The organism is Catelliglobosispora koreensis DSM 44566, from assembly GCF_000379685.1.
GTDB lineage: Bacteria > Actinomycetota > Actinomycetes > Mycobacteriales > Micromonosporaceae > Catelliglobosispora > Catelliglobosispora koreensis.
Genome location: NZ_KB903250.1, coordinates 56758 through 70003 on the forward strand (window position 1 = coordinate 56758; position 13246 = coordinate 70003).

Consider the following 13246-nt stretch of genomic DNA (forward strand, 5'->3'; position numbering starts at 1 on the left):
TCAGCCCTGGAACACGGGTGAGTGGATCACAACCTGCTGCGGCTTGACGCCATTTTGCCAGTCGACTTCGGCGATGAGTTCGTCGACTTTCGAGTCGTCCACCTGCTGGCCGCGGAACGAGCCCCAGCCTGGGACCTCGAAGAGCACCTGGCCGCCCCCTGCCGATAAGTGCCGGATCGGGGCGCCGAAGGCCTGGTTGTAACGCACCCAGTCGGTGCCATCGGCGTTGACGACTCCAATGTAGACATTGGAACCGCTTAGCCCGGAAACGAAAAGACGGTCGGGATTGCGTGCGTCTTCGAACGCGACGGCATACACGGCGGAAAAGCCAGTCTTCACCAACTGCCGGTCCTCCAGCAGGATTTGACCCTCGTCGTTGCGCACTGCCAGATACACCTGCTCGCCCATCACGAGCGCCACGCGGCGCCCGTCGCTAGCAACCGCGTAGTTGGTCAATCCCTCGATGTCGTTCTCGGCGGTTATGGCACCCGTTGCGCCATCGACCTGATAAATCTTTTCGTTACCGCGGATCAGCAGTGTTTTGGCGTTAATCCACATGGGATGAGACAGCCCGGCCGACGGAAGACCAGCCGCCGATGTCTCGCCGCCAGTGGAATTGACCAACACCAGTTGCTGCTTTCCACCTTCAACGCGCAGGAGGGCGATCGCGCTTTCGTCGCGGGCGAACGCGACCTCGGCGACATTCTGATTCAGCGGATTTGAGGTCTGTCCGAAAAAGCCTGGCACAGCAACAGTTCCTGGCGACTTGAAGCGGTAGACCTTGCCATCGACAATGCCGTATCGCCAGAACCGGCCTGTGTCGGCCGCCCGGGGATCTGGCAAGTAGTTCTTTTTCAAGATCTGCCCCTGCACCCGGATCTGCAAACCGCTTGCTGTGTAGGGGGCTTCTAGCAGCGTGCGCGCGAGTTGCTCGGCCAGCTTCGTTAGCTCTGGCTCCGCCAGCACATTCGACAGGGTCACCACGAGATTGTTGTCCTCGGTGGACACGGCGGCGGTCGGCTTGGTTTCCCCCGGTGGCTTGCTGACCGCGCGCTTAAGCCAGTCAGCGGGCTCGCCATAAAGCATGCCGAGCAAACGAGTCGCGCGTTGTTCGATCGTCGCGGCCTCTGGGACGTAACGCAAATCCTGGACCAGATTGGGCCCAGACCAGAAGTAGAGCGCCCGCTTCTGGAACAGCTCGTTGAGCGCGTCGGCCGAAAGCAGTAGTTCCGTTGGCGGATCCTTCAGGATAAGTGAGCCGTTGCGCTCCACCACCGTGAAGATGACTTCTTGCTTTCCCTTGCTGCTTGGAATGAGCAGACCGTCCTTGAGTTCACCGAGATGGTCGACGGTGAGCTTCACCTGAAGGCTTTGGTCCGGTTGCCTGGCTGGGTCTGGGAAGGGGACCGGCAGGCGTACCACGTTAACCGGACCGTCCGCCTTTGGACCACTGGTGGGGTCCTGGAAGAAGCTGCCGAGCAAAACCTTGCGGCGCTCGACATTGTCGGCCGCCGCGAGGTTGAGATATTCCCTGATGAGCATTTCGGCGGTGCCGATCGCGAGCTCGCCGCGTTCCTTGAGGGCACTGACATTTCCAGTCCCAGTCCGGTCGTCGGGCTTTACCGGATGGTCATCGATAACGCGCGACGGACCGATCCCGCAGGAGGACAGCAGAAGGCAAGCGATGAGGCCGGCTATCGGCACTAGCGCACGTCTCATGCGGTCACCTCAAACGTGGCGAGCTGATCCGGTACCCTCGCGGGTTTCAAAGGAAGAGGAGAACTCACCAGGCGGCCGCCCTCCCGGGTGGGCACCGTAAGCCGGAACGCTGCGCCCTCACCGGGAGCGCCCCAGGCTTCGAGCCATCCGTTATGCAAGCGGGCGTCTTCGTAGCTAATGGAAAGGCCGAGCCCGGTTCCACCGGTCTGCCGCGCGCGTGACGGGTCCGCGCGCCAGAACCGGTTGAATACCAGCTTTTCCTCACCCGGCTTTAGGCCCATGCCCTGGTCGCGAACCGAGATAGCGACCGCATTATGGTCTGCCGCAACGTGAATGGCGACCGGGCGGCGTTCAGCGTGGTCGATCGCGTTGTCCAGGAGGTTGCGCAGAATGCGCTCGACCCGGCGTGTATCAATCTCGGCGATGACAGGCGCACCCGGCGCGACGACTTGAACCTCAACTCCCGCACGTGAAGCGACCGTCTGAAGGCGATCAACGACTCGGCTCACTAGCGCGACCACGTCAGATGGTTCGGCTTCAAGCATCGCGAACCCAGCGTCGAAACGGCTGATCTCCAGCAGATCCGTGAGTAGTTCCTCGAAGCGGTCCAGCTCTGTCTGAAGCAGCTCTGCGCTGCGCGCGACCGCGGGATCGAAGGCTTCCCGTTCTGAGTGGATCAGGTCGGCTGCCATCCGGACTGTCGTCAGTGGAGTGCGCAGCTCGTGCGAAACGTCTGAGGTGAACCGGCGCTGTAGGCGGGACATGTCTTCCAAGCGCACGATCTGACGCTGGAGATTCGCGGCCATTTGGTTGAACGCGTCAGCGAGCAGCGCCAGCTCGTCTTCGCCCTTCACCTCCATGCGCTCATCGAGCAGACCCGCCGAAAGGCGCTGCGCGGTCTGAGCCGCCTGACGAACCGGCCGCGCGACGAGGCGCGTCACCAGGACCACGAGGATCGCCAGAAGGATTACCAGGAGCGTCCCCACAAGGCTGAGCGTGGCGCGAAAGTCGGAGGACACTTCGATTTCGCGCGTTAGCGGGACGACGTAGTAGAGCTCAACCTGCTGATAAGTGCTCCACTCCGTGTAGACCGGAACGCCGTATACCAAGAAGGTTCCCGCTGGCGTGGAAACAACTTGATGGGCTTTCATGCCCAGCGTCTCGACCCGCCGCCGCAAGTCCTGAGTGATCGCGCCTTCGGCGATGTCTTTGCTCGGCCAGGCGACCATCGGCTCCAGGTTGGACCGGGTCGCTTTAGAGAAGGTGACCGCGACGGTGATATTTGAACCCTGATTGGGTGCGTCGGCGAGACTCACCAGCCTCTTCGCCACGAAGTTGTCGGTGCCGGCGACCTCACCGTTGTCGATGAGCTGGAGTTCCCCGGCAAGATATTTCGCGCCAGCGTCGACGCGCGCCTCGGTGCCCTTGCGGGCGGCCTCGAGCAGGGAGTTGTTGACACCCTTGGCCATGATCACACCGAAGCCGGTGATGAGAACGCCAGAAATGAGCACCGTGAGCGTGACCATGCGGAGCTGAAGGGACCGCCGCCAGGTGCGGCGGGCGCGCAGGAGCACCGGGCGGGCGTAGGCGACCGCCGTTTGCACCGCTTGGGATCGCTTTAGCCGCCGCGCCATCTCGGCGGCGCGGCGGTGCGCAGAAGGGTGATCAGCAGGGGTGGTCACGGTCTGCCCAGATTAGCTGGTCCCCGCCTTGTAACCCACCCCACGAACAGTCAAGATGATCTCTGGACGCTCAGGGTCAGGCTCAATCTTCGCGCGAAGACGCTGCACGTGAACGTTGACAAGGCGGGTGTCCGCCGAGTGGCGGTAGCCCCAAACTTGCTCCAGCAGCACCTCACGTGTGAAAACCTGTCGCGGTTTGCGGGCCAGCGCCACGAGCAGATCGAACTCAAGCGGGGTCAGCTTGACCTCGTCACCGTTGCGGGTAACCGTATGCGCGGGCACATCGATGCTGATCTGGTTATCGGGCGGGCCGATGTTCAGCATTTCCGGCGTGACGTCTTCGCCCCGGCGCAGCCGGGCCCGCACGCGGGCGACCAGTTCCTTGGGCTTGAACGGCTTCACCACGTAGTCGTCGGCGCCGGACTCCAGTCCCAGCACGACATCGACGGTGTCGCTCTTCGCGGTCAGCATCACGATCGGGACGCCGGACTCGGCACGGATCGCGCGACAGACGTCCAGGCCGCTCATGCCGGGGAGCATGAGGTCAAGGAGGACGACGTCGGGCTTCGTCTCCCTAAACGCGGCTAGGGCACGTTCGCCGTCGGCCACGAACGAAGGGGCGAAACCTTCACTCCGCAGGACAATGCCGAGCATCTCAGCAAGTGCGGGATCATCATCAACAACCAGGACCCGGGCTCTCATGAGGTCCAATATTCCACCTCAAGACCACCGTCATGAACCAGCCTCACAGTTTGGTCTATAGGTAACTGGCCGATCGGCCGAGCCCTGGGTCACACCAGGGTGGCCAGACCATGCCAGTATGTGACGCTGACCCCCTCAGCTTGGAGCGATCTTGTCGGACCGGCCTGCCGCCTTGCCTCGCCGCCCCCTCACCGTCGGCGAGTTGCTCGACGCTGCGGCTGAGCTGGTTCGCCGGCGGGCCTGGCCGTTGCTCGCGGTGGGTGTGGCGCTTGCCCTTGTGGAACAGGCCGCGCTCTACCCGGTTCGCGAAGCCATGGGCTATCACGTGGTGACCGGCTTCGCCGGTGATTTCGAGGACGCGTTTGGCCCGGCCTGGCTGCTGCTGGCGGTGGGCTTCACGTTCGAGTCAGCCATCATCGTGATTCTCGGTGTGAGCGCGGGCCGTTCCATGGCCGCCGACCTGAGCGATACGCCAGGGCGGCCCATCGAGGCGCTCAGAATCGTCGCGGCCCACTGGTGGATGCTGCTGCTGGCTCCGTTTACCAGCGGGCTCGTCTTCACTGTGCTGACCTACCTGCTGGGCGGCATGTCCGCCGAGCCCGGGATCGCTTTTCTCCTCGGCCTCGCGCTGGGCTCCCTCTGGTTAATCGTCTTTGTCCTCTTTGGACTAACGGGCGCGGTGTCCGGGCAGGACCGGCGGGTGCCCTTCGCCGCGCTGGGCCGGGCTAGTGCGCTGAGTTTCCGCGGCGGGATGCGGGTCACCTGGGTGCGCCTGCTGGGGTTCTTCGCGTGGGCACTGCTGCGCTTAGGTTTTTCCATCGGCGTGCTCTCGCTTTTTGACTACGTGACTTTCGGTGAGACGGCCGCGTTCATCGTGGTGACCGCTGGCACGGTGATCGCCAACGCCGCCGCCTATGTCTTCCTAGCCGCGCTCGATGCCGCGGCGCTCGCCGAAATCCGGTTCCGCACCGAGGGCCTGGACATCTGGCTCAGCCGTGCCGAGCAGCACTCACGGCTAACCCCTGACAGCGTGGCGGCCGCTCGATGAGAGTCTGGAACGAACTCGTCGCCGTGTGGGACGACGTTTTCTCGCTCGCGCTGACCGAAGTCATCCTCCTGGTGCTCGCGCTCATCATCGCGATCCTGTGGTTCATGTGGCCGAGCTGGTGGAATGCTCTACGCCGGATTCGCCTGGGCCGGGGACGCAAACGCACCAAGGAACACGAGGCACTGGAGTTTTCCGACGAGGAACTCGACGCCGTGGCCGACAGCGACGAAGAGCTGCCCGCGGTCGATCCCGCCCTGTTCGCCTCGCTGGCCGACCGCTTCGCGGCCCAAGGCCAGTTCGCCGAGGCAGTCCGCGAAAGACTGCGTTCCATGGTGCGGGCGCTCGTCACCTCCGGCGTCATCACCCACCATCCAGGTTGGACAGTCACCGAACTGGCCCGTGAGGCCGGCACGAGTCGTGCTGCCACGGGACCGCCGGTCGCGGAAGCGTCCGTCATTTTCAGCGAGATCTGGTACGCGAAGGTGCCCGCCCTGTCCGAGCACGACGCCCGCATGCGCGGCTATGCCGATCAGCTGACGGCGGAGCTAGCGGGAGGCCGCAAGTGACGAAGAAACGCCGCCGCTGGCACCGCATCGCCATCCCGTTCATCATTCTGATCCTGCTTAACATCGCGGTCTTCGTGCCGCATTGGCTCGCCGAGCCCGATTCGTCGGACCCGCATTACCTGTCGCCAACGGTGGCTGGTGAGACCTCGGCGCAGAAGCTTGCTGAAACGTTGCAGGGCAAGGGAATCACCGTCCGGCGCGAGACGAAGACCTCCGACGCGCTGACCGCTTTCTGGTCGATGGGCGGCAAGGCGACGCTTTTCGTCCCGGCGCCTGAGCACGTCAACCCGACGTATCTGTGGATGCTGCGCCAGAGTCCGGCCGGGTCACGGATCGTCATGGTGGAGCCAGGCGACGCCGAGCTGGCGCAGGCCGTGCCGCGCGCGGCGGCAGCGCAGCGACGCTGGGCCACGGCGGTCACGAGCGCTGGCCCGGAGTGCAAGCTAACGACGGCCAAACGCGCTGCGGTGACGCGCACTCGGTACACAGAATGGCTGTCTCCTGAAGACGAACTCATCGGCAAGTATTGCTTCGAGCAGGGCCTGGTGTCGCTGTCGTTCAACGGCATCGAGTTCGTCTTGGCCGGCAGCGATGACCCGTTCCGCGGCGACCGTCTGTCCGAAAACGACAATGCACAGCTGGCCACCGATCTGCTGAGCGCCCGGCCGACCCTCATCTGGCTGGATCTGCACGCGGCCGAGCCCAACCCGCTGACCTATTCGGAGCAGAGTCCTCCGCCCAACGGAAAGCCGATTCCGTCACTGGCCCCGGGCCGGGAGGTCGAACGTCCCGACGCGAGCCCACGGCCGAAGCAGTCGACGACATTTTCACCGCGCCCGCGCCAGACAGCCGACAGCACCGCGACGATGGAAGCGCCTAGTCCCTTCCCGAATTGGCTCGTGCCGCTGTTCGTCATGCTTGCCCTCGCCGCGCTGGTGTTGGCTATCGCACGGGGACGGCGGCTGGGCGCACCGCTGACCGAACCGCTGCCGATCGAAGTCAAGGGCGCGGAAACGGCTATCGGCCGCAGCCGCCTTTACCGGCGTGCCAAAGCGCGCGGGGCAGCGCTCGACACTCTGCGGCTGGAAGCCCGCCGCCGGATTGGGCAGACGCTGGGCCTGCCGCCGCAGCCCGACCGAGAGGTTCTGCTGGACGCGCTCGCGGCACAGCTGGGGCGTCCTCGGGAACAGCTGGCCGACATCCTCTTTGGACCGAGCCCGGAAAACGACGCCGAGCTCGAGTCCCGAACGATCGAACTTCTGCAATTGGTGGAACACGTCACCCGCAATGGTAGGGAGAAGTAAGAATGAGCGACCCTAGGGAAGCACTCGGCCGGCTTCGGGCCGAAGTCGCCAAAGCTGTTGTGGGACAAGACGGAATTGTCGCCGGCCTCGTGATCGCGCTGCTGTGCCGCGGCCATGTGTTGCTCGAAGGCCCGCCCGGCGTGGCCAAAACGCTTCTGGTGCGCTCGATCGCGGCCGCCCTCGATCTGGAGATGAAGCGCATCCAGTTCACTCCAGACCTCATGCCCGGTGACGTGACCGGCTCAGTCATCTACGACCCGCGCACGGTGGAGTTCTTGTTCCGCCACGGTCCGGTCTTCACGAACCTGTTGCTGGCAGACGAAATCAACCGCACGTCGCCCAAGACGCAGTCGGCTCTCCTTGAGGTGATGGAGGAGCGGCAGGTGTCAACCGACGGCGTGACCCGGCCGCTGCCGGAGCCTTTCATCGTCGCCGCGACGCAGAACCCGATTGAGCACGAGGGCACCTACCCGCTGCCCGAGGCTCAGCTGGACCGGTTCCTGCTCAAGCTCACGGTTCCGCTGCCCTCGCGTGACGATGAACTCGGCGTGGTCCGGGCGCACCACACCGGTTTCGATCCACGTAACCTCGCCGCCGCGGGCATCAAGGCCGTGGCGACGGCGGCGGACCTCGCCGCGGCACGGGAAGCCGCGCAGCGGGTGACCGTGGCCGAGGAGGTCCTGGCCTACGTCGTCGACCTGTGCCGCGCGACCCGTGCTCTGCCTTCGGTCGAGCTCGGTGCTTCGCCGCGTGGGGCGACGTCTCTGCTCGTGTCGTCGAAAGCCTGGGCCTGGATGTCTGGACGCGACTACGTGACGCCCGATGACGTGAAGGTCATGGCGCGGCCCGCTTTGCGGCACCGGCTGCGGTTGCGCCCGGAGGCCGAGCTGGAGGGCGCGACCACCGACGCCGTGCTCGAAAGCGTGCTGGCGACCGTTCCGACACCACGCTAATGGTGACGATCCGCACCGCGGCACTGATTCTCGCGGCTCTGGTCCCTGGCGCCGTCGCGGTGTCAGCGGGCGTGCCACCGTGGTCGGCCGTCGCTGTGATCGCTGTCGTGGTCGTCCTTGCCGTGTCCATTGACTTCGCACTGGCTGCCGATCCGAAAGCGTTGCGGCTCAAGCGATCCGGAGACACGGCGGTCCGTCTCGGGGAGCAGGCGTCTAGTGAACTGTCCGTCCACAACGGACAGGATGGCACAGCTAGGCTCCTCGTGCGCAACGCGTGGGTGCCGTCAGCCGGGTTGCAAAAGCACAACTACACGTTCTCGCTTCGGCCTGGGCAACGGGTGGCACTGCCCGAGGACTTCAAGCCAACCCGTCGCGGTGACCGGCCCTCGCTCGGTGTGACGATCCGCAGTTTCGGTCCGTTGCGGCTGGCTTTCAAGCAGGCGACGCACCATCCTGATTGGACGTTGCGGGTGCTGCCCCGGTTTGAGTCGCGCAAGCACTTGCCGGAAAAACTCGCCAAGCTGCGCCAGGTTGAGGGCGCGACGGCGATCCGCGGCCGCGGCCAGGGCACCGAGTTCGACACCCTCCGCGAATACGTTCCGGGCGACGACGTGCGCTCCATTGACTGGCGTGCCACGGCCCGCCGCAACGACGTCATGCTGCGCACGTGGCGCCCAGAGCGGTCCCGCCGGGTCGTCTGTGTGCTGGACACCGGACGCACGAGCGCGGTCCGCGTGGGCGACGAGCCCCGCCTTGACGCCGCCATGGATGCCGCTCTCCTGCTCGCTGCCGTGGCACAGGAGGCGGGCGATCAGGTCGATCTCATCGCGGCCGACAACCGTGCCCGTGCCGTCGTCAGCGGGGTGACCGGCCGCGGCCTGCTGCCGAAGCTGGTTAACGCCATCGCCCCGTTGCAGCCCTCGCTCGTGGAAACCGACTTCGAAGTCATCATCAGCGAGATCCTGCGCCGTGAGCGCAAGCGTTCCCTTGTCGTGGTTTTCACGGCGCTCGAGCCGGGCGCGCTGGGCGAAGGCCTGCTGCCGGTCTTGCCGAAACTTGTTGCCCGCCATCAGGTTCTGATCGCCGCTGTGCACGATCCGGCGCTAGCCGAGCTGGCTTCGACCCCGGTGACGGACGCTACGTCGGTCTACGAGGTCGCGGCCGGCACCCGTGCGCTGATGGAACGGCAGAAGATTTCCGTTGCCCTGGCTAAGAACGGAGTGTCCGTCTTAGACTGCCCGGCCAGCACGTTCGCGAGTCAGGTCACTGACGCCTATCTCGCCCTCAAGGCCGCCGGCCGTCTCTAAGGCTTCGGCCTTGGCGGCCCGGCCGAAAACCCAGACGTAGACGAAGAAAGCCAGCAAGGCGATCAGTCCCACCATGTCGCGGATGATGAGTGGGAACGGCGCTGGCGTGACGAATGCCTCCAGCAGTGCGGAAACGGCGAGCACACCGACGAGGCCAACGGCACCGTTCATGCCCTGAATCGCTGCCGCGGCAAGCGATTGAGCCCGGGTCAGGATTGGTCCCGGGTCGATCCAGGCCCACGCGATGCGCATGCCGACACCGGCCGAGACGAAGATCGCGGTCAGCTCCAGCAAGCCATGGGGCGCAAGGTATCCGAAGAACGTCTCGCCATGGCCCGCTCCTGTCATGACACCGCCGACGACACCGAACCGCACGGCTTCGTTCCACAGAATGAACAACGGTGGCGCTAGGAGCACACCACTGGCGAGGCACATGGCCGCGATGAAGGAGTTGTTGGTCCACACCAGCAATCCGAAGCTGGGCGCGAAAAACTCCGAGTAGTAGCCGACGAACGCGCCGTTGACGAGAGAATCGATCTCATCCGGGCCGAGCCCGAACGACTCGGCGACGGTGACGTCATTGGCCACCCACACGAGCACAATCCCGCCCACGGTATAGAACAGTGCCCCGAGCGTGAGCCACCACCGTCGCGCCAGATAGAACGCCAGCGGCACATCGCGGAAGAAATAGCGTGGCAACCGCCGCCAGTCGAACTTCGCCGGGCCGGTGAGGGCCGCACGGGCCGCGAGCACGAGCCGGGAGAGTTCGGCGACGAGGGACGGATCCGGTGTGCGGCTGCGCACCACGGACAGCTGCGTGGCCACGCGCTGGTAGAGCAGCACGAGTTCGTCGGCTTCCGAAGCGGTCAGTTTCGCCCGTCCGTTCAGATAGGCCAAGCGACGCCACTCGCCCCGGTGCTCTGCCACATAGGCATCGAGATCCACCGCGCCACCAGACCCTTCATTATCCGAGACAACCTCAGGGGCGTCATGCTAGTACTCTGTGGCGATGTCCGTGGCAGAGGTGCGGTTGGTCAGCGGCGAGGCGGTCGATCTCGACATCCGGCTCGCCCGCGCGGGTTCACGTGTCCTCGCGCTCCTTATCGATGTCGTCGTGCAGATTTTCCTTTTCTATCTGCTGATGATTCCGATGACACTGCTGCTCGGGCTCTTCGCGGTTTACTTCCCGTCGGCGGGCATTCCGCTCGTGCAGGTCGGCGTGATCGTGCTGGTCGCCTTCATGTTCGTCGGCTATCCCACGATTTGCCTGAAGCTCATGCGTGGGCGCACACCCGGCAAGATGGTGATGGGGCTACGGGTTCTGCGCGCCGACGGTGGCCCGCTCACGTGGCGGCAGTCCTTCACCCGCGCCCTCGTGGGCACAGCGCTGGAGTGGCCGGGCGTCATGCTCGGGTTCAGCTGGATCATCAGCCTCGGCATCCTCGTCAGCTCGGGCCGCGCGCAGCGCCTAGCCGACTTGGCTGCGGGCACGATCGTCATTCACGAGCGCTCTCCCGCCAGCTGGGGCTGGGTGCCCTCGACACCGGTTCCGTTGCAGGAGTGGGCGGCCACGCTCGATCTGGCCAATGTGGACGATCGGCTAGCCCTTGCCGCACGGCACTTCCTGGCGCGCAGCCGGTCGTTCAAGGAGCCACATCGCACACGGCTCGGTGAGGCATTGGCGAAGGAGCTGCTCAGCCAGACCACGCCGGCGCCTCCCCCTGATACGCCCGGATGGGCTTATTTGGCGGCGGTCGTGGGTGAACGGCACCGGAGGGCGGCGCTTCGCTTGACCCGGCACAGGAGCACCCAGGCCAAACTGTGGCCAGAGCTGTTCGTGCCGTTGAGCGCTCCAACGACAGCGACGCCGGCCGCGTCGCCCACTTATCCGGGGCTGCGGCCGGCGTCGCCGGTCAGCTAACTAGTAGCGGTAGTGCTCGGGCTTGTAGGGCCCTTCCACTGCCACACCAAGGTATTCGGCCTGCGGCTTGGTCAGTTCCGTGAGCTTGACGCCCAGCGCTGACAGGTGCAGCCGGGCGACCTTCTCGTCGAGCTGCTTGGACAGCGTGTAAACGCCCAGCGGGTACTGCTCGAGCTTGGTGAACAGCTCGATCTGCGCGATGACCTGGTTGGTGAAGCTGTTGCTCATCACGAACGACGGGTGACCGGTCGCGTTGCCGAGGTTGAGCAGACGTCCCTCGGACAGCACGATGATCGAGTGCCCGTCGGCGAAGCGCCACTCGTCGACCTGCGGCTTGATGTTGATCCGCTCGACGCCCGGGGTCTTGGCCAGACCGGCCATGTCGATCTCGTTGTCGAAGTGGCCGATGTTGCCCACGATCGCCTGGTGCTTCATGCGCGCCATGTGAGCGGCGGTGATGACATCGAAGCAACCGGTCGCCGTGATGAAGATGTCGGCGGTCTCGACGACGTCTTCGAGCGTGGTGACCTGGTATCCGTCCATCGCGGCCTGAAGCGCGCAGATGGGGTCGACCTCGGTGATGATGACCCGCGCGCCCTGTCCCCGCAGAGACTCGGCGCAGCCCTTGCCAACGTCGCCATAGCCGAGCACGACAGCGACCTTGCCACCGATGAGCACATCGGTCGCGCGGTTGATGCCGTCGATGAGCGAGTGGCGGCAGCCGTACTTGTTGTCGAACTTGCTCTTTGTCACCGAGTCGTTGACGTTGATCGCGGGGAACAGCAGCGTTCCGGCCTTCTGCATTTCGTAGAGGCGGTGCACGCCCGTGGTGGTCTCTTCCGTCACGCCCTTGATGCCAGCGGCGATCTGGGTCCACTTGTTCGGGCTGTTGCCCAGCGACTTACGCAGCACCTCGAGGATGACGCTGTACTCCTCCGAGTCTTCAGGAGACGTCGCGGGCACGGCACCAGCGAGCTCAAACTCGCGGCCCTTGTGCACCAGCAGGGTGGCGTCACCACCGTCATCGAGGATCATGTTCGGGCCTTCGCCGTTGGCGAACTCGAACAGACGCTCAGTGCACCACCAGTACTCCTCGAGCGTCTCGCCCTTCCAGGCGAAAACCGGGATGCCACTAGGCGCCTCAGGCGTCCCGTTCGGGCCCACGACAATCGCCGCGGCGGCGTGATCCTGGGTCGAGAAGATGTTGCAGCTCACCCAGCGCACGTCGGCACCCAGCGCCGCCAGCGTCTCGATGAGAACAGCGGTCTGGATCGTCATGTGCAGGGAACCTGCGATACGAGCGCCCCGCAGAGGCTGCGCTGCGGCGTATTCCTTCCGGACGGCCATGAGGCCGGGCATTTCATGCTCAGCGAGCTGGATTTCCTTCCGCCCGAAAGCGGCAAGGGAAAGATCGGCGACCTTGAAATCGTCGGCGGTCAGAGTGCGGGTCATTACTACTCCAGTCGGTCGGCTGACCACGTTTTCCGCGCACGCGCAACACTCCGGCCGCGCGTCGAGGTGTTCACGCCAACACTACGGCATGCCCTTAGGGCAGCCTTGGCCACGCATGCCGTGCGGGCTTGCGCTTTCTCCCCTGCCGTGACGTCCCCGGTTTTGTTTCCGCTTTCCCTTTTCCGGCGCCCGCCGTGGTCCCGGCCCTCCCTCCCGCGAGGCAGTCATGTCCGCGCTTCCCGGGCTCATTTCACACCGGCTAGATGATCTTCAAGCGTGAACCACAGCCCGGGAAGGGCAGAAAAACGGGATTCTCGAGCCGGTTTTGGGCTGTGGATCAACGACAGACAGTGGCTGTCCGAAGTGGATCTTTTGGGTGACAGTCTGGTATCCGACTTGTCGGGTTTTGCTTGACAGAGATCACACGGAGTGTGACTCTATAACCACGCAGCGTTATCTGACGAAAGTCCGAGCCACGCGCGAGGGAACCAAACCGGGGGGAAGTGAAGCCCGGCACTCGGCCGCGGAAAGTCCGCGCCCAGGTGCCGGGCTTCACGTTATGTCAGGCCGAGTGCCCGGGCTTCACCGAGCG

11 protein-coding genes are annotated in these 13246 nt (G+C 64.8%); 6 read left to right on the forward strand and 5 right to left on the reverse strand.

Annotation, left to right across the window (positions count from 1 at the left end; translation table 11 throughout):
- Genes A3E1_RS0107370 through mtrA form a run of 3 tightly spaced genes read right to left on the reverse strand, consistent with a single transcriptional unit; the run spans window position 1 to window position 4103 of the window.
- Window positions 1-1719: an LpqB family beta-propeller domain-containing protein gene (locus tag A3E1_RS0107370; protein WP_020520109.1), complete on the reverse strand. Its 1719-nt coding sequence runs from the start codon at window positions 1717-1719 to the stop codon at window positions 1-3.
- On the reverse strand, window positions 1716-3353 hold the full coding sequence (gene mtrB / locus A3E1_RS0107375; protein ID WP_083929431.1) for an MtrAB system histidine kinase MtrB: 1638 nt from the start codon (window positions 3351-3353) through the stop codon (window positions 1716-1718). The genes A3E1_RS0107370 and mtrB overlap by 4 nt, the downstream gene beginning before the upstream one ends.
- A 60-nt stretch (window positions 3354-3413) precedes the next feature.
- Window positions 3414-4103, reverse strand: a complete 690-nt coding sequence (mtrA, locus tag A3E1_RS0107380; protein WP_020520111.1) for an MtrAB system response regulator MtrA — start codon at window positions 4101-4103, stop codon at window positions 3414-3416.
- A 151-nt stretch (window positions 4104-4254) separates the two neighbouring features.
- Between mtrA and A3E1_RS39335 the strand changes: the two genes are divergently transcribed.
- The 5 genes from A3E1_RS39335 to A3E1_RS0107405 are packed head-to-tail and all read left to right on the forward strand — an operon-like array spanning window position 4255 to window position 9281.
- Window positions 4255-5151 (forward strand): hypothetical protein, encoded by an 897-nt coding sequence (locus A3E1_RS39335; RefSeq protein ID WP_020520112.1) that lies wholly within the window; start codon window positions 4255-4257, stop codon window positions 5149-5151.
- On the forward strand, window positions 5148-5717 hold the full coding sequence (locus A3E1_RS0107390; protein ID WP_020520113.1) for a DUF4129 domain-containing protein: 570 nt from the start codon (window positions 5148-5150) through the stop codon (window positions 5715-5717). The genes A3E1_RS39335 and A3E1_RS0107390 overlap by 4 nt, the downstream gene beginning before the upstream one ends.
- Entirely contained in the window at window positions 5714-7021 is a 1308-nt protein-coding gene (locus A3E1_RS0107395; RefSeq protein WP_020520114.1) for a DUF4350 domain-containing protein, read from the forward strand. Before A3E1_RS0107390 ends, A3E1_RS0107395 begins: the two co-directional genes overlap by 4 nt.
- A gap of 2 nt (window positions 7022-7023) precedes the next feature.
- Window positions 7024-7974 (forward strand): AAA family ATPase, encoded by a 951-nt coding sequence (locus A3E1_RS0107400; RefSeq protein WP_020520115.1) that lies wholly within the window; start codon window positions 7024-7026, stop codon window positions 7972-7974.
- Entirely contained in the window at window positions 7974-9281 is a 1308-nt protein-coding gene (locus A3E1_RS0107405) for a DUF58 domain-containing protein (RefSeq protein WP_020520116.1), read from the forward strand. The genes A3E1_RS0107400 and A3E1_RS0107405 overlap by 1 nt, the downstream gene beginning before the upstream one ends.
- Here the strand turns inward: A3E1_RS0107405 and A3E1_RS39340 are convergent.
- Window positions 9204-10226, reverse strand: a complete 1023-nt coding sequence (locus A3E1_RS39340; protein WP_020520117.1) for a stage II sporulation protein M — start codon at window positions 10224-10226, stop codon at window positions 9204-9206. The genes A3E1_RS0107405 and A3E1_RS39340 overlap by 78 nt on opposite strands.
- A gap of 64 nt (window positions 10227-10290) precedes the next feature.
- On the opposite strand from A3E1_RS39340, the gene A3E1_RS0107415 reads away from it, so the two are divergent.
- Window positions 10291-11202, forward strand: a complete 912-nt coding sequence (locus A3E1_RS0107415; RefSeq protein ID WP_020520118.1) for an RDD family protein — start codon at window positions 10291-10293, stop codon at window positions 11200-11202.
- On the opposite strand, the gene ahcY is transcribed toward A3E1_RS0107415, so the two are convergent.
- A complete protein-coding gene (gene ahcY, locus A3E1_RS0107420; RefSeq protein WP_020520119.1) occupies window positions 11203-12654 on the reverse strand; it encodes an adenosylhomocysteinase in 1452 nt (483 codons plus the stop codon).
- Window positions 12655-13246 lie beyond the last annotated feature (592 nt).